The sequence below is a fragment of the Pseudomonas sp. GNP012 genome (assembly GCF_054343835.1).
Genome location: NZ_JBTGUU010000001.1, coordinates 482,888 through 505,429 on the forward strand (window position 1 = coordinate 482,888; position 22,542 = coordinate 505,429).

The 22,542-nt window shown below is 61.6% G+C and carries 17 protein-coding genes and 1 pseudogene; 7 read left to right on the top strand and 11 right to left on the bottom strand.

Annotated elements, in window-relative coordinates:
- Positions 1–37: 37 nt before the first annotated feature.
- Both ACXX83_RS02070 and ACXX83_RS02075 read right to left on the bottom strand, forming a co-directional pair.
- Entirely contained in the window at positions 38–1,657 is a 1,620-nt protein-coding gene (locus ACXX83_RS02070) for an FMN-binding glutamate synthase family protein (RefSeq protein ID WP_458547446.1), read from the bottom strand.
- 165 nt (positions 1,658–1,822) lie between these two features.
- A complete protein-coding gene (locus ACXX83_RS02075) occupies positions 1,823–2,623 on the bottom strand; it encodes a helix-turn-helix transcriptional regulator (protein WP_458547447.1) in 801 nt (266 codons plus the stop codon).
- 124 nt (positions 2,624–2,747) lie between these two features.
- Between ACXX83_RS02075 and ACXX83_RS02080 the strand changes: the two genes are divergently transcribed.
- The 6 genes and pseudogenes from ACXX83_RS02080 to ACXX83_RS02105 all read left to right on the top strand — a co-directional run bounded on the left by ACXX83_RS02080 (position 2,748) and on the right by ACXX83_RS02105 (position 5,991).
- Positions 2,748–3,569: a carbon-nitrogen hydrolase family protein gene (locus tag ACXX83_RS02080; protein ID WP_458547448.1), complete on the top strand. Its 822-nt coding sequence runs from the start codon at positions 2,748–2,750 to the stop codon at positions 3,567–3,569.
- A gap of 224 nt (positions 3,570–3,793) precedes the next feature.
- A pseudogene (locus ACXX83_RS02085) lies at positions 3,794–4,072 on the top strand (amino acid permease); the annotation flags it as partial.
- 35 nt (positions 4,073–4,107) lie between these two features.
- Positions 4,108–4,239 (top strand): hypothetical protein, encoded by a 132-nt coding sequence (locus ACXX83_RS02090; protein WP_458373345.1) that lies wholly within the window; start codon positions 4,108–4,110, stop codon positions 4,237–4,239.
- A 155-nt stretch (positions 4,240–4,394) separates the two neighbouring features.
- Entirely contained in the window at positions 4,395–4,829 is a 435-nt protein-coding gene (locus ACXX83_RS02095) for an NUDIX hydrolase (RefSeq protein ID WP_458547449.1), read from the top strand.
- Between the two features lie 23 nt (positions 4,830–4,852).
- Positions 4,853–5,491, top strand: a complete 639-nt coding sequence (locus ACXX83_RS02100; protein WP_015093692.1) for a LysE family translocator — start codon at positions 4,853–4,855, stop codon at positions 5,489–5,491.
- 2 nt (positions 5,492–5,493) lie between these two features.
- A complete protein-coding gene (locus ACXX83_RS02105) occupies positions 5,494–5,991 on the top strand; it encodes a GNAT family N-acetyltransferase (protein ID WP_458547450.1) in 498 nt (165 codons plus the stop codon).
- A 119-nt stretch (positions 5,992–6,110) separates the two neighbouring features.
- Here the strand turns inward: ACXX83_RS02105 and metR are convergent, their stop codons facing one another.
- Positions 6,111–7,028 carry a transcriptional regulator MetR gene (metR, locus tag ACXX83_RS02110; protein WP_015093694.1) on the bottom strand — a complete coding sequence of 306 codons (918 nt, stop codon included), beginning with the start codon at positions 7,026–7,028 and terminating at the stop codon, positions 6,111–6,113.
- 108 nt (positions 7,029–7,136) lie between these two features.
- Positions 7,137–12,365 (bottom strand): dermonecrotic toxin domain-containing protein, encoded by a 5,229-nt coding sequence (locus tag ACXX83_RS02115; protein ID WP_458547451.1) that lies wholly within the window; start codon positions 12,363–12,365, stop codon positions 7,137–7,139.
- 218 nt (positions 12,366–12,583) lie between these two features.
- On the opposite strand from ACXX83_RS02115, the gene ACXX83_RS02120 reads away from it, so the two are divergent.
- A complete protein-coding gene (locus ACXX83_RS02120; RefSeq protein ID WP_458547452.1) occupies positions 12,584–13,618 on the top strand; it encodes an alpha/beta fold hydrolase in 1,035 nt (344 codons plus the stop codon).
- A gap of 199 nt (positions 13,619–13,817) precedes the next feature.
- Here the strand turns inward: ACXX83_RS02120 and aauR are convergent, their stop codons facing one another.
- The 7 genes from aauR to ACXX83_RS02155 form a co-directional block, all read right to left on the bottom strand.
- Positions 13,818–15,146, bottom strand: a complete 1,329-nt coding sequence (aauR, locus tag ACXX83_RS02125) for a two-component response regulator AauR (RefSeq protein ID WP_458547453.1) — start codon at positions 15,144–15,146, stop codon at positions 13,818–13,820.
- Complete coding sequence (gene aauS, locus ACXX83_RS02130; protein ID WP_218476406.1) at positions 15,143–17,056, bottom strand: two-component sensor histidine kinase AauS; 1,914 nt, start codon at positions 17,054–17,056, stop codon at positions 15,143–15,145. The genes aauR and aauS overlap by 4 nt, the downstream gene beginning before the upstream one ends.
- Before the next feature lie 163 nt (positions 17,057–17,219).
- Complete coding sequence (locus ACXX83_RS02135; RefSeq protein WP_057716227.1) at positions 17,220–17,954, bottom strand: amino acid ABC transporter ATP-binding protein; 735 nt, start codon at positions 17,952–17,954, stop codon at positions 17,220–17,222.
- Positions 17,951–18,622, bottom strand: a complete 672-nt coding sequence (locus tag ACXX83_RS02140; RefSeq protein WP_015093700.1) for an amino acid ABC transporter permease — start codon at positions 18,620–18,622, stop codon at positions 17,951–17,953. The genes ACXX83_RS02135 and ACXX83_RS02140 overlap by 4 nt, the downstream gene beginning before the upstream one ends.
- Positions 18,622–19,368, bottom strand: a complete 747-nt coding sequence (locus tag ACXX83_RS02145) for an amino acid ABC transporter permease (protein WP_015093701.1) — start codon at positions 19,366–19,368, stop codon at positions 18,622–18,624. Before ACXX83_RS02145 ends, ACXX83_RS02140 begins: the two co-directional genes overlap by 1 nt.
- Positions 19,369–19,561: 193 nt before the next feature.
- Positions 19,562–20,476: a glutamate/aspartate ABC transporter substrate-binding protein gene (locus ACXX83_RS02150; protein ID WP_126049574.1), complete on the bottom strand. Its 915-nt coding sequence runs from the start codon at positions 20,474–20,476 to the stop codon at positions 19,562–19,564.
- Between the two features lie 277 nt (positions 20,477–20,753).
- Positions 20,754–22,382, bottom strand: coding sequence for a glucan biosynthesis protein D (locus ACXX83_RS02155; protein WP_015093703.1), 1,629 nt, complete (start codon positions 22,380–22,382; stop codon positions 20,754–20,756).
- Positions 22,383–22,542: the final 160 nt, after the last annotated feature.

A 22,542-nucleotide genomic window follows, 5' to 3' on the forward strand; every position in this document is an offset into this window, starting at 1 on the left:
AAAAGATCGCAGCCTGCGACCGCTCCTGCAGAGTGGGTCAGGCGGCGGCTACATCGTTGGGCTCGAAACTGTCGGCCCGGGCCATCTGCCACATCCGCGAGTAGAACTCGCCGTTCACTTCGCCGGTCAGCAATTCCCCCGGTTTGAGGAACACGTGCAGCTGCGAGAACAGCTTGATCTCGGTCGCCGACATGCGTCGCACCAGATGCTTGGCCGACAACTGCGACGGATGTTCGAGGCCGGCGGCGGCGAGCATTTCCGCCAGGGCCTTGAGGGTGTTGCGGTGGAAGTTGAATACGCGCTGGGCCTTGTCCGGCACCACCAGCGCGCGCTGGCGCAGGGTGTCCTGGGTGGCGACGCCGGTCGGGCATTGGTTGGTGTGGCAGCTCTGCGACTGGATGCAACCAATGGCGAACATGAAGCCGCGCGCCGAGTTGGCCCAGTCGGCACCGATGGCCAGCACGCTGGCGATGTCGAAGGCGCTGACGATCTTGCCGCTGGCGCCGAGTTTGATCTTGTCCCGCAGGTTCAGGCCCACCAGGGTGTTGTGCACGAACAGCAAGCCCTCGCGCATCGGCACGCCGATGTGGTCGGTGAACTCCACGGGCGCGGCGCCGGTGCCGCCTTCCTTGCCATCGACCACGATGAAGTCCGGGAGGATGCCCGTCTCCAACATGGCCTTGGCAATGCCCATGAACTCCCACGGATGGCCAAGGCAGAACTTGAAGCCCACCGGTTTACCGCCGGACAACTCACGCAGTTGTGCGATGAAATGCATCATTTCGATCGGCGTCGAAAACGCCGTGTGGCGCGAGGGTGACACGCAATCCTCGCCCATCAGGATGCCGCGGGTTTCGGCGATTTCTTTGGTGACCTTGTGCTTGGGCAGGATGCCGCCGTGGCCGGGCTTGGCACCCTGGCTCATCTTGATTTCGATCATCCGCACCTGTGGCGTGCGGGCTTGCGTGGCGAAGCGTTCCGGGTCGAAACGACCGTCGCTGGTGCGGCAGCCGAAGTAACCGCTGCCCAGCTCCCAAGTCAGGTCACCGCCGTGTTCCCGGTGATAGGGGCTGATGCTGCCCTCGCCGGTGTCATGGGCGAAATTGCCGAGCCTGGCGCCCTGGTTCAACGCGCGGATGGCGTTGGCGCTGAGAGAGCCGAAACTCATGGCTGAAATGTTGAACACCGACGCCGAATACGGCTGGGTGCACTGCGGGCCGCCGACGGTAACGCGGAAACTGCTCGGGTCGCTCAACGGCGCCGGGCGCATGGAATGGCCGATGAACTCGAAACCCGATTGGTACACGTCAATCAGGGTGCCGAAGGGTTTGTCGGCGGTTTCGTTCTTGGCCCGGGAATAAACCAGCGAGCGCTGGGCCCGGGAGAAGGGCAGGGCTTCGCTGTCGGATTCGAGCAGGTACTGGCGGATTTCCGGGCGGATGCCTTCGACCAGGTAGCGGATATTGCCCAGGATCGGGTAATTGCGGCGCACCGCGTGGGGACTCTGCAGCAGATCGAACAGGCCGATCAGGCTGAGGACGCCAGTGACGGCGGTGATCGGCCAGAGCCAGTCATAGTCAAGAAAGGGCAGGCTGGCGAGGGTGAAGATCACGCAGACGGCAAAGAAGGCGTAGCGGCTCAGGAGTGACAGGCTCATACGGTTTCCTTGGGTTCGGACTCAATAAATTTGGCTAAACACAAAACACTGTGGGAGCGGGCTTGCCCGCGAAGACGCTGTGTCGGCCACTATCAATGTTGAATGTGATGGCCTCTTCGCGGGCAAGCCCGCTCCCACATAAAAGCAAAGCCCCCCAATGGGTTGTCAGGCATTTTGTGCCTGGAGAAAAATCGAAAACAGCTCGGACTGGGACTTGATCCCCAGTTTGCTGTACATGTGTTTCTTGTGGACTTTCACGGTTTCGACAGAGATTTCCAGCTTACGGGCGATCTCTTTACTGGAGCAACCGCTGAGCATCAAACGCCCGACATCCAGCTCCCGGGCCGTCAACTGCGCGCCCTTGAGCTGCTGCACCGAGGCCTCCAGTTGCACCCGCCAGTCGGCTTGCGGCGGTGCGGGAGCGAGGGCCGCCGCTTCGTTGATTTCATAGGGTAGACGCTGGCGCAACAGGCCGAGCACCCATGGCTGGATCAACGACAACAAGGCGATCTGCTGGCCGCTGAAACGCTGGGTGCTGCCCAGGGACAGGCACAGCGTGCGGTCGCCTTCGAGCTGACAATTGAACTGGATTTCGTCGGCCACCACATTCAGACGAAAGTAGCGCTGGTAATACTCGGTCAGCTCGAAGTGCTCCGGGGCCACTTCCGACAGTCGATACAGCCCGGTGCGCGACTGCTCGAGGCAGGCGATGTAGAAGGGGTCGAGCAGGTACAGGCCGCGCAGGTAATCCTGGAACAACTGGTCAGGGCTGCCGTCCTCGCCTGGGCATTCGGCGAACACCTGCGGGCGTTGATCGGCGCTGAAAAGCAGGGCCACCCAGCTGTCGAAGGGCACGTACTGATCCAGCAAACGCACCAGCTGGGTCCAGAAATTGGGCTTGTCCAAGGCGTCGATCAGTTGCCCCACCGAACGGTGCCAGGCGATGTCGTCCAACGAGAGCGTCATGCATCTACCCCTATCGTGTTACCCCAGTGGCGTGATTCCCCGCCCGGTTGCTTGCTGCGCATACTGGCGCACAGACACCGACCGGGCAATCTTTCTGCCGCCCGGGCCACAACAAGGAATACCCATGAAGGTCGAACTCGCCCAATTGGCAGGCCGTGACAACGATAAAGCCTACAACCTCGAACGCACCCTGGCGGCCATCGCCGCGTGCGCAGCCGACACGCAGCTGATCATGTTCCCTGAAGGCCATTTGATGGGCTTCCCTTCGGCGGAGTCCGTGGCCGATGTCGCCGAACCAGTGGACGGTCCGTCCGTCAGTGCGGTGCTCGACGCCGCCCGCCAGCGCAAAATCGCCGTGGCCATCGGCATGGCCGAAATCGACAACGGACGCTTCTACAACACCACGCTGCTGATCACCCCTGAAGGCATCGCGCTGAAGTACCGCAAGACGCACTTGTGGGCCTCGGATCGCGGTGTGTACGAAGCGGGTGATCGCTACGCCACTTGCCTGTGGAACGGCGTACGCGTGGGCCTGCTGATTTGCTACGACATCGAATTCCCCGAAAGCGCCCGCGCCCTGGCGCAACTGGGCGCCGAGTTGTTGATCGTCACCAACGGCAACATGGACCCCTACGGCCCGACCCACCGCACCGCCATCATGGCCCGCGCCCAGGAAAACCAGGCGTTTGCGCTGATGGTCAACCGGGTGGAAGAGGGGGATGGCGGTTTGTTGTTTGCCGGTGGCAGTGCGCTGGTCGATCCGCTGGGCACGCTGCTGTTCGAGGCCGGACGCGAGGAAGGGCAGTTTGCCGTTGAACTGGACCTGAGTCAGTTGACGGCGGCGCGTCAGGATTATCGGTATCTGGATGATCAGCGGCTGAAGTTGCCGGGGGAGGTGGTCGAGCATGCATCTGGATTGCGCGAGCTGCTGATTCCCAAGGGCTGATCCAGATTCTGTGTGGCTGGTGCCGGCCCCTTCGCGAGCAAGCCCGCTCCCACATTTGATCTCGGGCATTCACAAAACCAATGTGGGAGCGGGCTTGCTCGCGAAGAGGCCCTCCCAAACGACATGCCTGCTTGATCATTCATCGAAGAACAACAACGCAACACCCGTAATTTGCGCCGAACTCGGCTCTGCCATAAATCCAATAAAATTCGGAGTAGTCGCTCATGGCTCGTTTGCAACGCACCCTGTCACTGGGGGCGGTGGTGCTTTTTGGCATCGCCTGCATGACGCCGATCATTGTGCTCGGCACCTTTGGCATCCTCGCTCAATCTACCGTCGGCATGGTACCGGCCGCGTACATCGCGGCGTTGGTGGCGATGTTCTTCACCGCAATGAGCTACGGCCGCATGGCCTCGGCCTTCCCGGTGGCCGGCTCGGCCTATAGCTATGTGCGCAAGGCCATCAGCCCGAAACTCGGGTTCATCGCCGGTTGGGTCGTGCTTTCCCGTTCATCGGCCTGGCAGCGGATTTGTGGTTGATGGTCAGCCTCGATCACCTGGCGGTTTATCTGGGGTTGAGCTGGCTGGCGATTGGCGTGGTGTACCTGGCGGACTTGACCGGCGGTTTCCGTCGGCAGCCGCCGGAGATGGATTTCCAGGAAGCCACGTAAAGGAAACTGTAGGAGCGAGCTTGCTCGCGATAAACCTGAGGGCGCCGATAGGCAACTGGTTCTACGCGTTTTCGTTCACGACCATCGCGAGCAAGCTCGCTCCTACAGGGCGGACATGTGATCCTTAGCGCTTTTGAGTCAAAGGCCTTTTGTTTATGACGACGTTTTCCATACCTGCCTCCCGGACCATCCGCATCGCCGCAGCCCTGCTGATCGGTCCTGACGGTCGCACGTTGCTGGTGCGCAAGCGCGGTACCACGGCGTTCATGCAGCCCGGTGGCAAGATCGAACCCCATGAATTGCCGGTTCATGCCCTGGCCCGGGAACTGGAGGAAGAACTGGGTCTGGATATCGACCCGGCGCAGGCCGTTTACCTCGGTCACTTTTCGGCACCGGCGGCCAACGAGCCGGGTTTTGTTGTACACGCCGAGCTGTTTCAGCTGAAGATTGATTCAGAGGTCACCCCGGCGGCGGAGATCGAAGAGGTGATCTGGATTGACCCGGTGACCGACGGTGGTGTCTGTCTGGCGCCATTGACAAGGGACCTGATCCTGCCGTTTTATCGGGCATCGCTGACTGCGATCGCCTGATCATCACGCAAAGGACCTCGCCCATGATCCCGCTTCAAGACCTGCTGATTTTTGCTGCTGCCGCGTTGCTGATGGTACTGACCCCGGGGCCGAACATGATCTACCTGATCTCCCGTTCGATCTGCCAGGGGCGCAAGGCCGGGGTGATCTCCTTGCTCGGCGTGGTCGCGGGTTTTTTCGTGCACCTGTTTGCTGCGGCCGCCGGTCTGACCGCGGTGTTCCTGGCGGTGCCGATGGCCTATGAGGTGTTGAAGTGGGCTGGTGCGTTGTACTTGTTGTGGCTGGCCTGGCAGGCGGTCAAACCCGGTGCGCGCTCGCCGTTCGAGGCCCAGCAGTTGCCCCCGGATTCTTCGCGCAAGTTGATCACCATGGGTTTTCTGACCAGTGCCCTGAACCCGAAAATCGCGGTGTTCTATCTGTCGGTGTTTCCGCAGTTCATCACGCCGGAGCACGGTTCGGTGTTCAGCCAGAGCATCATCCTCGGCCTGACCCAGATCAGCGTCAGCTTCTGCGTCAACCTGCTGATCGCCATGTTTGCCGCGGGTATCGCCTCGTGGTTCGTCAACAATCCGACCTGGCTGGCGATGCAGCGCTATTTCATGGGCTTCGTATTGTCGGGGCTGGCGCTGCGGCTGATGCTTGAGCAAAAACGGATGGCCTGAGGATGTGGATCGAGCGACTGGACGCCAGCCATGCCCTGGACTACCGGGCACTGATGCTCGAAGCCTTCGATCTGCACCCGCAGTCATTTACCTCGAGTGTGCGTGAGCGGGCGGCGATGCCGCTGGGTTGGTGGGAGTCGCGTCTGACGAGCAAGCTGGACGTGGTGCTCGGGGCGTTCGAGGAAGGCCGGTTGGCCGGCATTGTCGGCCTTGCCTTCGAGTCTCGGGAGAAGGCCCGGCACAAGGTGACGCTGTTTGGCATGTACGTGACCCCCGGGGTCCGCCAGCGTGGGCTCGGCCATGAACTGGTTCAGGCGGCATTGGCCGAGGCGCAGCACCATGCAGGTTTGCGCCTGATCCAGTTGACCGTCACTGCTGGCAACGATGCCGCGTTCAACCTCTACCGGCGCTGCGGTTTCGTCCAGTTCGGCCTGGAACCGATGGCCGTGCGTGTGGGGGAGGATTACTTCGACAAGATCCACATGTGGCGCGAGCTCTAAGGATCACCAAGATCCCTTGTGGGAGCGGGCTTGCTCGCGAATACGGTCTTGCATTCAACAATGATGTTGGCTGATACACCGCTTTCGCGAGCAAGCCCGCTCCCACATTTGATTGCATTTCAGCGAACCGCACTAACGCCGTCCAGCGTCGAAAACGACGTGTCCTTGGCCGTCAGCAAGAAGTCGCGCATGTACGGTGCATCGAGCATGTCGGCGCGGATCGCCGCATACAGCGTGGCGAACAAACCCTTCTCACCCAGCCGCTTGGCTTTCACATAACCCCGCGAACTGTATTCATGCAGCGCCCAATGGGGCATGCCGCACACGCCACGACCGCTGGCCACCAGCTGCATCATCATCACCGTCAGTTCGGAGGTGCGGACCTGGGCCGGTTCGATGTCGGCGGGTTCGAGGAAGCGGGTGAAGATGTCCAGCCGGTCCCGTTCCACCGGGTAGGTGATCAGGGTTTCCGGGAGCAAGTCTTCGGGGACGATATAGGCCTTGCCGGCCAGGCGGTGCTGGTTGGCCACCGCGAGCATCGCTTCATAAGTGAACAGCGGTACATAGGTGATCCCGGCCAGATCCAGCGGGTCGGAGGTCACCACCAGGTCCAGGTCACCACGGGCCAGGGCCGGCAGCGGGGCGAAGGAGAAGCCCGAGGCCAGGTCCAGCTCGACTTCCGGCCAGGCATCGCGGAACTGGTCGATGGTCGGCATCAGCCACTGGAAGCAACTGTGACATTCAATGGCCATGTGCAGGCGCCCGGCAGTGCCCCCGGCCAGGCGACTGATGTCGCGTTCGGCGGCGCGCAGCAATGGCAAGGTGGCGTCGGCCAATTGCAGCAGGCGCAAACCGGCGCTGGTGAAGCGCACCGGTTTGGTCTTGCGCACGAACAACGGCATGCCCATGCGCTCTTCCAGCTCCTTGAACTGGTGAGACAGGGCCGACTGGGTCAGGTGCAGGCGATCGGCTGCATCCACCAGGCTGTCGGCTTCGCGCAAGGCGTGCAGGGTCTTGAGGTGACGGATTTCAAGCACCGGAGGCTCCATGAGTAAAACTTGTAGATAAACCGAAAAGGTTGAGTTTGTCTCATGTTGGTGCCGCTGTCCACGACGGGGCACATTGCGTGCCCCGTCGTTGTCATTTTACAGCGTCGAAAAGTGTTTGTTGCCCAGCGGTTTGCCGATGTCGCCGCGCCAGATCGCCTCGACCGTACCGCCGCTGGCGGCCACGTCCTGCTGCCATTTCAGGCCGAGGTTGCGTTGTTCCGGCAGTTTCAGATGGCCTTTGACGAAGTCGCTGAACTGAGGCTGGGCCGAGGTGTAGTGGAAGTGCGCGTACCACAGGGTTTGCGCCGGTTCGTTGCGCAGGTCGCGCACTTCGTACTCCTGCAGGAAATCCCGTCGTCCGTCGGCGCGTTTGCCCAGGTCGCGCAAGCCACCTTCCTTGCGGATGTCCACCACTTGTTGTTCAAGCAGATAGTCCAGATAGCCTTCGGTCGGGGTTTTGCTGCTCATGCTTTGATTGATGCGCAGGGTGCGCCCCGTGCGCAACATCTCATCCGCCCGCTTGCGCAGTTGCAGCGCTACGGCATCGGTGGGCGACAAGCGTTCGATGGCCTGGGCACGCATGGTCAACTCCGTGGCCTCGCTGCCCATCATGTGCTCAAGGTCGACCGGGAGCATGTCCTGCCGCGCATAGCCTTCGACTTTGCGGGTATAGGCGTTTGCCGCCTCCAGCCTGTTCCTGGCTTCTGTCAGCAGTGGCCCGACATCGGTGGGCAGTTCCGGCTGCACGGAACCGGTTGGCTCGCTGAGGCGATATTTGCCGCTTGAGCGCGGCAGCCAGGTTTCCGTGTGGCCATCGACCCCTTCGATGGTGATGCGCTTTTGTCGGGTGACGGCGTCGGTGCTGGCGATGCCGATCAGCAACTGGTTGTCTTCGGTCTCGAACAGTTGCTGTCCGGGCCGGCCTTCTTTGGGCACCACCGAAGGTCGCGTCTTGATGGCCCGGCGTGCAAATTCTTCAACCTTGTCCAGGTTGTCCAGAAACGCGGTGACCTGTTCCAGGTCCAAATGCTGCGGATAACCGAGGGTCCAGGCGCCCAGCTGACGCCGGAACTCGGTATAGCTGGCCAGGCAGTCTTCGAGGACTTTACTGCGCTGGCTGACGCTGGCGCTCACCTGGGGTAGCTGATGTTGCGTCAGCAGCGCGCGGCCGACCTTGTTGCGGGCTGCTTTCAACTGCAATTGGAAGTACGTCCAGGACAGGTCGGTCACCGCGTCATAACGGGTGATGATTTCCAGGGTGTGCGCCGTTTTCAGGTAGTAGTGATTGGCCTCGCTGAGTTTCTCATTCACGTTCGTCATGGCCTTCGCAATCTCCTTTTTTTGCGCCGGGTTAGTGATACGGCGGTTCCAGCGATTGGCTTCCTCGACCGTCGCATGGAGCTGATCGAAGTCTTTGAGAAAGGCTTTGCGGACCTCCTTGCGTTGCGCCATGAACTGCAAGTGCGCGGCGGTATCGGTGATCGCTGTGGCATCTGACCGGGCGATCAGCTGATCGATACGATTGAGGTGTTCCACCAGCCGTTCCTTGGCCAGGCCGATCCGCCGCACCCAACGGTCGACGATGATCCAGGCGCAGCGGCTTTGGATGTCTTCGATCTGCACGCGTTTGCGGCCATGGCTATACAGCATCAGCTCATCGAGATTCAGGTATTGGGCCTGGGCAAGGTCGATATCGTTCGCGCAGGCGACATCGGCACGGGAGCGAAGGGCCGGGCGCTGCTGGAGTTCGAGGCCGAAGTAGTGCTCAAGCAGGGTGTTGCTGCTGCGGGTCTGGGTATCGAGCCGTAGCGTGTAGGCGTCGGCGGTATTGGTCAGGGTCAATTGCCGGCGCAAGGCGCGGTCCGTCCACCAGCGCGGCAGCCAGCGGCGAATGGCGGCAGGCCAGAGTGGGTCAAGCCCGTCGGCCATGTGCCCGAGCACCGCGCCACCGCCCACGCCTCCACCCTCGATCACGGTGCCGTACACCGCGTAGTGGGTGTTCCAGTGGCCTGACTCATCGAGGGCGACTGGCTGCTTGTAGGTCCGGCTGCTGGTGCCGCTCAAACGCCAGCGGGGTGGTTCGCCTTCCAGCTCGATGCGATACATTCTTCCCTGGCTGAGCATGAAGTCGCCGTCGGCGTGGCGATACACGTTGCGATAAATGCCTTCACTGCCCGGTTGCAGGTCCGCGAGGGAAATCGGTTTTTCATATTCATAACCCTTGAAGCGCTCCAGCGACCGCCGCGCCTGGGGTTGCGTCGATACCTGCAGGGCCCGCGGACTTTTGCCCAGCGCCCGCCACTGACGATTGCGCGTGGCGACGCGAGCGACACCGGGGGTGGCAGTGGTGCCGGGGAGAATGTCCATGGCCGCGTCGATCAGCGACAACAGCACCGCCTCCACCTCGGCCAGGCCATGGCCGACATCGCCGCGCAGGAAGGCCGCCACCGCCAGGTTGGCGCTGTTCCAGGCGTCGTACAGGGCGATGGTCGTACCGACGAAGGGCAACATGCCCACAGCCATTTTCAGGTAATTGAACATTGCGCCGGACTTCAAGGCGACCTGCTCCAGGTACAACGCATCATTGGAGCGTGACGTCGCCCGATGGGCCTCCAGCAAACGGCCCATGTGCACATTCAGCAGGTGCGCTGCCAGGGAGGTGCTGGCTGGCCAGGGCGTACCGACGCCGATCAGCCCGTCGAAGTTTTTCAATTGGGCCTGGTTGATCCGGCTGACGTGGTGGGCGACATCGCCCGTCAAGGCGCGGCCGGCCAGGTAGTTGACCATCGGGCTGCGCAGGCAATCGTTGAACAGGCGCATCCGTGCCTGTTCAAGGCTGTCGAACTGGCGCAGATAAACGCCGTCGGGGCTGTCGGGCAGATACAGCAGGGTCAGGCCGCTGACGTGTTCCACGATAAAGGTGACGCCGGTCAAGGTGCTCGGTCCCTGGGCGTGGGTGTCCTTGCCGCCCACGGTCAGGTGCGCGGGCAGCAACTCGATGCGCTTGCCGTCGCTGGCAAAGGCTTCACGGCTGTTGGCGTCGATGGCGATTTCCAGCACTTGCCGGCCGTTGGCATCGATGTCCTTTGCCAACTCGGCGAATTCGACTTGCAGGCGAAGCATCAGGCGCCACGGCTCACTCAGGCATTCGCGCCGATGTTCATTGCTGAACGTCGATGCCGTCGAGGTGCCGAGGAACGTCTCGCGGATCAGCCTTTCATATTGCCCGGCCAGATCCAGCTCGGTGACCAGCTTGCTCAGCCAGGACGTCGTGATGGCGCCTTTCAGTTTCTGCTGTTGTGCGGCGTCGGCATCGCTGACCTCGACCTGCATGAACGACAGTCGCCACCACATTTCCTGATCGATGTTGCCCAGCGCCAGCTCACCCAGGGACAGCTTGCTGCGCTGCTCGCTGGCGACCAGCACATTTTGTTGAGGGGTGCCCGGAGCAGCGCCTTCAATGACTACTTTGCGCCAGCTGGTTGAGTCCGGAACGTCGAGCAGCACCTGTACCGCTTGAGTTAGGTCGAAGTCCTCGCGCAGCCGGGCGTCGACAGCCTTGATGGCGAAGGCTTCCCGTGGCGGCAGTTCACGTTCGAGCCACGCGTGGGAGCGCTGCATGGCGGCGATCCAGGATTTGATCAGCGTCTTGAGCCGGTCACGCTGCACGGCAGGCAGTTCGCGATGCCACGACGGCAATTGAGCGGCCAGCGCACTGCTCTGGTTTTGCTCGACGATGCGTGCGTACACCCAGTCCCGGGCGGCGGATTGGGGGACAGTCAGGCAGGCGAGGGTCTGCTCGCGCAGTTTTTCCAGTTCGGCCGCACGCTGGCTGGTACGAAGCGGAACAGGATTGGCTGCAATGATCCGGGCCGCTTGTTGTTCACAGCTGTGGAGCTGGATTTGCAGGGCGTATTTAAACGGCGAGCCGCTCAGCGGCAAAACGTGCACTGCCAGGGCAGGGTCGTTGACCGGGCATTTGAACAGCGACTGTTCCAGCAGCTGTCGAGAGGCAAACCGTTGCAGTCCACCGAAGCGTCCGGGCCAGTACAGCAACAGGCTGTCGGTCGAATTTGCCAGCAGCGCCGAGGGTTTGGCAAACAGCAGAACGCCGTCCAGTTCCTCGGTTTGCGTGCGGCGGGTGTCGCCTTCGGTGTCGGTTGCCGACAGTTCCAGCCGCGCGACCACCAGGTCGGCCGCTCGGGGCTGATCGGGGGCATCCAGCACACTGATGAGCCATTGATGCTCTTCACTGTTGATCTGATTCAGGCTCAATTGCAGTTCGGCTTCGGCGCGCAAACCGTCTTGGCGTGCCTGGAGCAGGGCTGCGTAATGCGGGCCCGGCTGGTGGCGCAGCTCCAGCCATTTGAGGCCATCGGCGGCGTCCAGTAGCGCCGTCGCGGCGGCGCTGCTGGCCTGCTCGGCAGCGCTGAGGGTCTCGAGTTGCTGTTGCAGGCGTTGCAGACGTGGATCCTTGGCATCACCCGCAAAGTCATCGCCGAGCAGACTCTCCAGGGCCGTCCGCTGTTGTGCCAGCGCGCGGTGACGCACGCCTAAGGGAATATCGGGGCTGAGCTGGCTGAACAGGGCCGCGTTGTCGTCTGTCTCCACCAGTGGCAGGGCGGGGGGCGCGGCCAGCACGGCGGCATTGCCGGGCCGGTCCGCGGGGGCGACGGACAATCGGGACAACAGGGCTTCGGCGCCAGTGCGCAGCACAGCCTTGTCGAGGACCGTGTAATCGACGCTGCCCTTGTCCATCGACAGCCGGGGCTGGTCGAACCGCTGTGGTTGATGCTCGGTCACCCAGCGCTCCAGTTCAATCCGGCTTTGAAAGGTCATCCAGGCGGATGAGTGTGAAGGCAGATACAACAGCTGAGCGACCGGTTGATCGGTATCCCGGGTGATGACCAGCGCGCCCGACAGCGGGGCAGACAGACCATTGTCATCTTTGAGGTTCAGCTGTTCGACGTACACGGGGTGCTGGTCAGGCGTTGGTGTTGGCGGGTCGATGAGCGTCAGTAACGTTTTGATCTGCCCGGCATCGAGGATGCCTTGGGCAAACGCCCATTGGCTCGACGCCTCGAAATGCTGGCGATACAAGCGGATGGCTTGCTCCCGACGCGAGTGATCGGTGCCGAGCGCACGTGCGCTCCACCAAGCGGTGTCGAGCTGGGCTTGCGAGCTTTGCGCCATGAGGCTGAGCCACTGCTCGCAGCATTCTTCCCAGCGTGCCGAGGCGCTCAGGCTCAGGCCCTGGTCCGGGTTGGCGGGCAATGGGTAGATGAGGCCGAAATCGGCCGTAAGGGGGGTGGTTTCGTCAACCATGACGATGAATCTCCAGAAAGCCGGGCCGTGCCGGCGGTACGGGCATTAGGCGGCAGTCGGCAGGAGGAGGGGTGGTACATAGTTATCGCCAAACCGGGTGTGACGCCGGATGACCGCCCGGCGCCGTTCATCAAACTGTCATGGAAATGTGGCAGCGCGCTTGAACAAACTTCATCAGACTCGCGCTCTACTGGGGTTCTGCGTTTTGGTGTTTTTTCATGGGTGCTGCATTCTTTTCACGAATCATATTTCTGGCCGCGCTGTTGTTCGGCCTGCCGTCGTTGGCGGCCTCGCGTTGTGACGTCAATGTTCCGACCGAGCAGGTGGATCTGGCCGAGGTAAGCCTGGCGTACCAGAGCATCGGCCGCGCGTCGGATCCGGCCTTGCTGCTGGTGATGGGCCTGGGCGGGCAGTTGATCCACTGGCCGGACGAGGTGGTGGTTGCCCTGTGCCAGCAGGGGTTCCGGGTGATTCGCTATGACAATCGCGATGTCGGCCTCTCGACCTGGCGGCAAGCACCGGCCGAAGCCAACCTGACGTTCGAAGTGCTGCGCTACAAACTCGGATTGCCGGTGTCGTCGCCGTACTCGCTGACCGACATGGCCGACGATGGCCTGGGTTTGATGGATGCCTTGCACATCGATCAATTCCACGTGTTGGGCGCCAGCATGGGCGGGATGATCGCCCAGCACATGGCGGCCATGGCCCCGCAGCGGGTCGAGAGCCTGACCCTGATCATGACCAGCTCCGGGGCCGAAGGCTTGCCGGCGCCGAGTGCGGCGCTGGTGCAATTACTGGCGCGACGTGGCGCACCGAACCGCGAGGTGGCCCTGGAACAACAGGCCGACTTGCTGGCGGCGCTGGGCAGCCCGATGGTGAGCGATGATCGTCAGGTGCTGTTGCATCAGGCGGCGCAGTCCTATGACCGGGCGTTCAATCCCGAGGGCGTGAAACGCCAGATCATGGCCATTCTCGCCGAGCCGAGCCGGGTCGCGCTGCTCAACCGGTTGCGGGTGCCGGCGCTGGTGGTCCATGGCACGGCCGACCCCTTGCTGCCGGTGATGCACGGGGTGCATCTGGCGGCGCATCTGCGTGGCAGCCAGTTGGTCTTGATTCCGGGCCTGGCCCATCGTTTCCAGGAGGCGTTCAAGGCGCCGTTGCTGGGGGCGGTGTTGCCGTACTTGCGCGAGCACCGTGAAGACACTTCGCACTGGGCGCAGATCGAGCCTGTGGCTGATCACAATCTCCTCTAACTCCCTCGGTCCAATGTGGGAGCGGGCTTGCTCGCGAAGAGGGAGTATCAGTTGGCATTTGAGTTGACTGACACACCGCTTTCGCGAGCAAGCCCGCTCCCACAGGAGAATGTATTTCTCTGTGAAAGCGTAGCCAGGCCAGCGAGGCTCACCACCACCGCCGCGCCCAGGGGGGTTTTGAGAATCAGGTCCACGCAGCTCAATGGCTCAGGCCGTACTTTTTCACTTTGTCGAACAGCGTGGTCTTGGCCATGCCCAGTTCCTGGCTGGCCTGGGTCAGGTTGCCGCCGCTGCGTTGCAAGGCATCGCTGAGCAGGTTGCGCTCGAAGGCTTCCACCGCTTCGGCAAACGCCAGGCCTTGATTGCTGCCGCCGGCACCGGTTTTCTTGAACGCCGGCAGGCCCAGGGCAAAGCGCTCGGCAACGTTGCGCAATTCACGCACGTTGCCCGGCCAGTCGTGGCTCATCAGGTTTGAAAGGGTCTGGTTGTCCAGCTCCGGCACCGCGCGGTCGAAGCGCAGGGACGACTGCTGCAGAAAGTGCTCGAACAGTTGCAGGATGTCCTCGCGGCGCTCGCGCAGCGGCGGCAGTTCCAGGGTCACCACATTGAGGCGGTAGTACAGGTCGCTGCGGAATTCGCCGGCCTTGCTCGACTCGACGAGGTCGGATTTGGTCGCCGCGATGACGCGGCAATCCACCGCCACGCTCTGGTTCGAACCGAGGCGTTCGAGGGTGCGTTCCTGCAATACCCGCAGCAGCTTGATCTGCAAGGGCAGGGGCATGCTTTCCACTTCGTCGAGGAACAGCGTGCCGCCGTCGGCGTGTTCGATCTTGCCGATCCGTCGTTTGCCCGCACCGGTAAAGGCGTTGGCTTCGTGGCCGAAGATTTCGCTTTCGAAGAGGTTTTCCGGCAGGCCGCCGCAGTTCAAGGCAACGAACTGCTTGGTGTGCCGCCGACTGAAATCATGCAGGCAGCGCGCGACCAGTTCCTTGCCGGTGCCGGTCTCGCCTTCGATCAACACGTTGGCCGACGTATCGGCGACGTTGGCGATCAGTTCCCGCAGGTTCTGCATGGCCGGCGAGCGCCCGATGATCCGCCCTTCGAGGGAGTCGCGCTCGGCCAGTTGCCGGCGCAGCGACGACACTTCCCGCGCCAGGCTGCGTTGCTCGAGAGCGCGGCGGGCCACGTCCACCAGGCGCTCCGGGGAGAACGGCTTTTCCATGAAGTCGTAGGCGCCTTTCTGCATCGCACCGACGGCCATGGAGATGTCGCCGTGACCGGTGATCAGCACCACCGGCAGGCTGCGGTCGCGCTCCTTGAGCCGGGTCAGCAACTCCAGGCCATCGATGCCCGGCAGGCGAATGTCGCTGATGACGATGCCGGCGAAGTTGTCGCCGACCCGCTCCAGGGCTTCTTCGGCGCTGCCCACGCCAATGCAGGGAATGTCTTCCAGGGTCAGCGCCTGTTGGCAGCCGAGCAGCACATGGGGGTCGTCTTCGACGATCAATACACTAAGGTCGTTGTTCATATTGGCTCGGCGGGAGTGGGGCTTACCAACGGTAAACTGAGGACGAATGCGGTACCACCGCTGGCCGGGTGCTCGACACCCAGGTGACCGCCGGTGGCGGCGGCCAGGCTGGCGGAAAGGGTCAGGCCAAGGCCCAGGCCCTGTTCGCCGGGTTTGGTGGTGAAGAAGGGTTCGAACAGGTGCTTGCGTGCTTCGGCGTCGATGCCGTGGCCGTTGTCACGCACGCGCAGGCGGTATTTGCCATCGAAGGTTTCGCCTTCGAGCCACAGCTCGGGTTGCGGCTGCGCTTGCATGGCGTCGAGGGCGTTGCCGATCAGGTTGACCAGAATCTGCTCCAGGCGGGTCTGATCGATCTGTACCTGCACAGCGTCAAAATGGCGGTGCAATTGCAGAGGTGTGTTTTCCACCCGTGCGCCGTGCAATTGCAAGGCCGCGTCCACCGCTTTGCCAAGGCAGGCCTGACCCTTGTCGTCACCGCGCCGGGCGAACGAGCGCAGGCTGGCGGTGATGCGGCCCATGCGGTCGATCAGTTCGTTGATGGTCTTGAGGTTGGTGCTGGCGACGTCGAGCTGGCCGCGTTCGAGGAAGCGCACGGTATTGCCGGACAAGGTGCGCAGCGCCGCCAGCGGCTGGTTCAGTTCGTGGGCGATGCTGGTAGACATCTGACCGATGGCCGCGAGTTTTCCGGCCTGTACCAGTTCATCCTGGGCGCGGCGCAAGGTCTCTTCGGCGTGCCGGCGTTCGCGGATCTGCCCCTTGAGCCGTTCGTTGCTGGCGCGCAGGTCGGTGGTGCGTTCGGTAATCCGACGTTCCAGCTGGTTGTTGGCTTCCTGCAAGGCTTCCCGGGCCGCGAGGCGGGTGGCGATCACCTTGCGCCGCTCGTTCCAGGCGATCAACAGAAAGGCGCAGAGGGCAAACGCCACGGCCACCAGAATCCCCTGGTTGATCGCTTCGCGGCGCAAGTCCTGAAGCGGCGTGAGCAGGGTGAAATTCCACGGTGTATCGCTCAATGGCCGGGTTTGCGACAGGTAGCTGATATTTTCATCGTCGCGATCTTGTTGGAGCAGCAGTTCACTGTTGGCCGGGAACGTGAGTTTTTCCACGCCTTCGGACAGGGTTTCCCGGGCCAGCGGTTGCAATTCGTTGAGCGGGAACCAGTAGTACTGCAGGCTGCGGGCAAGTTTTTCCTTGGTTTCTTCGCTCAGCGGTACCACCGATTTCAAGCGTCGAGCCGGATCGCTGGAGAGAATGATGATGCCGTTCTCGTCGCTGACGAAGGCTTCCAGCCGCGCGCGCTGCCAGCGCTCTTCCATGGCTTCCAGACGCACCTTGACCACCGCGACGCCGATGATCTTGCCGTGTTCTTCCAGGCCATGGGCCAGGTAGTAACCGGGTTCGCCGTTGGTGCTGCCGATGCCGTAGAAACGCCCCGGCTGACCGCGCACGGCGTTCTGGAAATAGGCGCGAAAGGACAGGTCTTCACCCAGGTAACTGTCGACATCGCGCCAGTTGCTGGTGGCCATGACGCGGCCGGTGGTGTCCATCACGTAGATGGCCCGACTGCGGCTGCGCCGGTTCAGGCCTTCGAGGTAATCGTTGACCGTTTGCCGGTGTTCCGGGGTCGGGTCGGCCAGCAGCTGCGAAACACTGGTTTCGAGCTCCAGCAGGCTGGGCAGGTAGGTGTATTTGCTGATTTCGCTTTCGACGGCACGGGCGTGCAGTTCCAGCTGACGCTGGCCGTTCTCGCCGAGGTTGCGAATGCCATAGTGCTCACTGATCCAGAAGCCGATATAGCCCAGGCCGATCATCATGGCGATGATCAGTGGCGGCAGGAACAAATGACGAACCAGACGGGGTTTCACGGCGAGTGACGGCGACGCTGCGCGATAAAGATTAGGGTCGCATTTCATCACAGATGCCTTGGGTCAACCACAACGCAAATCTCAAGATCACCACTGAACCAGTGTGGGAGCGGGCTTGCTCGCGAAAGCGGTGTGTCAGTCACATCTATGTTGGATGTGCCGCCGTCTTCGCGAGCAAGCCCGCTCCCACATTTGGGGAGCGGTGTTTTTCTTAGTGCTGCAGAATCTTGTTGAGGAAGTGCTGCGTACGCTCGGCGCGGGCATTGATGTCACCGAAGAATTCTTCTTTCTTGCAGTCTTCGATGATCTTGCCCTGGTCCATGAAAATCACCCGGTCGGCCACTTTACGGGCGAAGCCCATTTCGTGGGTCACGCACATCATGGTCATGCCTTCGTGGGCCAGTTGCACCATCACGTCGAGCACTTCGTTGACCATTTCCGGGTCCAGCGCCGAGGTCGGTTCGTCGAACAGCATGACGATCGGGTCCATCGCCAGCGCACGGGCAATCGCCACGCGCTGCTGCTGACCACCGGACAATTGGCCCGGGTGCTTGTGGGCGTGAGCCGAGAGGCCGACGCGCTCAAGCAGTTGCAGGCCTTTCTTGGTGGCTTCTTCCTTGCTGCGGCCCAACACCTTGATCTGCGCGATGGTCAGGTTTTCGGTGATGGTCAGGTGCGGGAACAGCTCGAAATGCTGGAACACCATGCCAACGCGCGAACGCAGTTTCGGCAGGTTGGTCTTCGGATCGGCGATGGAGGTGCCGTCGACCACGATGTCACCCTTCTGGAAGGGTTCCAGGGCGTTGACGCACTTGATCAGGGTCGACTTGCCGGAACCGGATGGCCCGCACACCACGATCACTTCGCCTTTTTTGACCTCGGTGCTGCAATCAGTCAGAACCTGGAAGTCCCCATACCACTTGTTGATGCTTTTGATAGAGATCATACGGCGAACCTTTTTTGCAGACGCTTGACCAGCTGCGAGGCGGCAAAGCTGATGATGAAGTACACGAGACCCGCGAAAATCAGGAACTCATTGGAGCGGCCAATGATGTCGCCACTGGCGCGCGAAGCATTGAGGAAGTCCACCAGGCCGACGGCGTAGACCAGCGAGGTGTCCTGAAACAGGATGATGCTCTGCTGCAGCAACAGCGGTGTCATCTTGCGGAACGCCTGCGGCAGGATGATCAGGCGCATCATCTGGCCGTAGGACATGCCCAGGGCCTGGGCAGCGCCCATCTGACCCTTTGGAATCGACTGCACACCGGCACGGACGATTTCGCAGAAGTACGCCGCTTCGAACATCATGAACGCCACGATGCACGAGGCGAACGCGCCGATCGGGGTGTCTTCGCCGGTAATCCAGCGCAGCACGAACGGTACCGCCAGGTAGAACCAGGTGATTACCAGCAGCAGCGGGATCGAGCGGAAGTAGTTGACGTAGGCGCCGGCGAGGTTCGACAGCAGCTTGTTGTGGGACAGGCGCATCAACGCCAGGATGGTGCCGAGGATGATGCCACCGACCACGCCCATGGCCATCAGCTTGAGGGTCATGACCATGCCGTTCCACAGACCCGGCAGGGACGGGATGATGCCCGAGAAATCGAATTCCATCATTTACCCCCTACGGAGATCAGGCCCGGTACGGCGACTTTCTTCTCGACCAGGCGCATCAGCAACATCAGGCTCATGTTCAGGGTGAAGTAGATCAGCGTGGCCAGGGTAAAGGCTTCGAACAGGTTGGCGGAGAACTCGGCGGTCTGTTTGGTCTGCGCGAGCAATTCCATCAAGCCGATCAGCGACGCCACGGAAGTGTTCTTGAAGACGTTCAGGAATTCCGAGGTGAGCGGCGGAATGATGATCCGGTAAGCCTGGGGCAGCAGCACGTTCCAGTAGATCTGCGGCAGCTTGAAACCCATGGCGCGGGCCGCGGATTCCTGGCCTTTGGGCAGGGCCTGGATACCGGTGCGCACCTGTTCGCAAACCCGGGCGGTGGTGAACAGGCCCAGGCACACGACGACGCTGAGGAAGGCCGAGGTGGTCGGGTTCAGGTCCTGCTTGTACCACTCTTGCAGGTCGGCCGGCAGCAGGTCGGGTACCAGGAAGTACCAGATGAACAGCTGAACCAGCAGAGGCACGTTACGGAAGAGTTCGACGTAGCAGGTGGCGATGCCCGATACGATGCGGTTCGGCACGGTACGCATGACGCCCAGGATCGAGCCCAGTGTCAGGGCGATGATCCAGGCCGCGATGGCGATGCCGATGGTCCAGCCCAGACCGGACACGTACCAGTCGAGATAGGTCTCGCTGCCCACGCCGGTGGACTTGAAGAACACGCCCCAGTCCCAGTTGTAATTCATTAGGGTCTCCCCTCGGATTCGATCGATGTACAAATGCCCGCTTGGGGGAAGCTCCGTTCCCGCCTGTCCTTGGGGGACAGGCACACGCGCTCGGCTCGACAGCAACCGGTTCGAGTGTTTCCAGAAATGCCAGCAGGGAGTGCATTCCCCTGGAAGGGCTAAGGCCCTTTCAGGGGATAAGGTTAGTCAGAAATCAGGACTTCTTGTCGTCAGCCGCTTTATCAGTCGGATTGGCGATCAGGGCCTTGAGTTCGTCGCTCATCGGGAAGTTCAGGTTCAGGCCTTTTGGCGGGATCGGCTGCATGAACCATTTTTCGTAGATCTTGTTGATCTCGCCCGATGCGTAGGTGGCCTTGATGGCGTCATCCACAGCCTTCTTGAACGGCTCGTCGCCTTTGCGCACCATGCAGCCGTAGATTTCGTAGGACTGTGGAGTGCCGGTCACGGCCCAGTCGCTTGCCTTCTTGGCCTTGGCCGCTTCACCGGCCAGCAGGGCGTCGTCCATCATGAACGCAACGGCACGGCCGGTTTCCAGCATCTGGAACGACTCGCCGTGATCTTTGGCGGAGATGACGTTCATGCCCATCTGCTTGTCGGCGTTCATCGCCTTGAGGATGCGCTCGGACGTGGTGCCGGCGGTGGTCACGACGTTCTTGCCGGCCAGGTCAGGGAAATCCTTGTACTTGGAGTCTGCCTTGGACAGCAGGCGAGTACCGATTTCGAAGATGCCGACGGAGAAGTCAACCTGCTGCTGACGCTCGACGTTGTTGGTGGTGGAACCGCACTCGAGGTCCACGGTGCCGTTCTGCACCAGCGGGATACGGGTTTGCGAAGTCACCAGGTTGTATTTGACCTGGAGGTTCGGCATGTCGAGGTCTTTTTTCAGGGCTTCGACGACTTTCAGCTGGATGTCGTGGGAGTAGCCGACCGGTTTGCCGGAAGCATCCGCGATATAGGAAAACGGAATGGAAGCGTCGCGATGGCCCAGAGTGATGGTGCCGGACTCTTTGATCTTCTTCAGGGTGCCGGTGAGTTCGGCGGCGAAAACTGGCGTGCTGATCAGAGCGGCAGCAATGGCTGCGCCCAGGATATGGGGAACGATGCGCATCAAATTTTCCTCGACATTGTTTTTTTTATGGAGCCAGTTCATCGGCCCTTTTGTGCTGCAAAACACCTGAGCGCTACGATGAGTGAGCGCAAAGGACATTCGTCGAAGAAGTGTAGAGCATGACTCGTGCCAGACCAGTCGATATTAGTCAAAGTATTGATTTACAAGGAAATTAAATTTTTCTTGCGCTGAAATTTCAGTGGAGCGATCCGGTTAACCGAACCGACCCGCAGGTCGCGTTCGGAAAACCGAATGGTGGCGGGGTGCTACCCGATCATCAGGTGTACTTGCGTTTGTCCGGCGCTGGCGGGAAGTACTGGTACAACCAGGTTTCACTCAGTGTGCGGTCGTTGGTGCGGATGAACAGGCGCAGTTCGACGGGCTCCACGCTGTCATTGGTCGGGTACCAGTCAAACAGGATGCGGTAGCCCTTGATGTCATCGAGCTTGAGCACGCTGAAATCCTTGACCTCGCCGTTCGAGCAAGTGACCACCGGCTCGATGCCTGTGCCTTCAGGCAAGCGATCCAGGCCACCACCGGTGAAGTCCACGGCAAAACGACGGGCCCAGACGGGCGGGTAATGCTCGCCCGGCGCCCAGCCTTCGGTGAAACCGCCCATACCGGAACGGGTGGCGTTGACCCGTGCCAACGGCGTTCCGACTGGCGGCAATGCGCTCCAGTACAGCTTGTAGCCGTAGTTCAGCGAATCCCCCGCAGCCACAGGTTTCTTCGGAGTCCAGAAGGCGACGATGTTGTCCATGGTTTCGCCGGTGGTAGGGATTTCCAGCAGATCGACCGAGCCTTCGCCCCATGCGGTGGTCGGCTCGACCCACAGGCTCGGGCGGCGGCTGTACCAGTCGACGGTGTCCTGATAGCTGGCGAACTCGTGGTCGGTCTGCACCAGGCCGAAACCTTTCGGGTCCTTGTCGGCGAAGGCATTGAATTGCAGGGTCGCCGGGTTGTTCAGCGGGCGGCAGATCCACTCGCCGTTGCCGCGCCACATGGCCAGGCGGTCGGAGTCGTGGATTTGCGGGTGAATGGTGTCGCACATGCGGCGCTCGTGGGTGCCGCAGCTGAACATGCTGGTCATCGGTGCGATGCCCAGTTGGTCGATGGCGGTACGTGCGTTGACGTGGGCATCGATCTCCATCACCACGCGCTCGGCCTGGCAATCGATATCGAAGCGGTAGGCACCGGTGGCGCTTGGAGAGTCGAGCAGGGCGTAGACCACGAAGCGGGTGCTGTCCTTGTCCGGAGTCTCGAACCAGAACTTGGTGAAGTCGGGGAATTCTTCACGTTTCTTGGCGTAGGTGTCGATGGCCAGCCCACGGGCCGACAAGCCGTACTGGCCGGTGGCGTCCACCGCACGGAAGTAACTGGCGCCGAGGAAGGACACGACGTCGTGCTTGTCCAGTTCCGGGGCCTTGAACAACTTGAAGCCGGAGAAACCCAGGTCGCCCTTGAGCTGTGCGGTGTCGACCGTGGTGTTTTCATAGTTGAACAGCGACGGGCGGAAATGCACCTCGCGGGCCATCCGGGTTTTCGGATCGACGCTGTACATGCGCACCGGCTGCTTGAAGCCCATGCCGACGTGGAAGAACTGCACGTCCAGCTGACCCTTGAGTTCTTTCCACAACGAATGATTGCCGTCGTAGCGGATCGCATTGAAGTTCTGCGGCGTCATGCTCGCCAGGGTCGGCGGCAACTGTTGCTTGGTGTCCTGGTAGCGATTGCTGGCGAGCTGTTTGGCCTGGAGCTTCAGCGCCTCGAAATCGAATGCGCTGGCCTCGCCATCAGCGGTGCCGCCGCTGGCGGCCCAGGCTTGGGCGGCCAACAGGCCCGTGGCGGACAAACCGGTGTAGGCCGCGATGGCCATGGAGGCTTTGAGCAAGTTCCTGCGGTGCATAAATACAACCTGTCGTGAGCAATCCCGCGCCGTTCCTGGCACGTGCTGGATCAGAAAATACGGTTCGGACATGCCTTCGGCCAAACGCAACGGACTGTAGAACAGATGCCCGACAGCTTAAACCGTTCGATTGCAGAGCAGAATTGATTGATGGCACAGC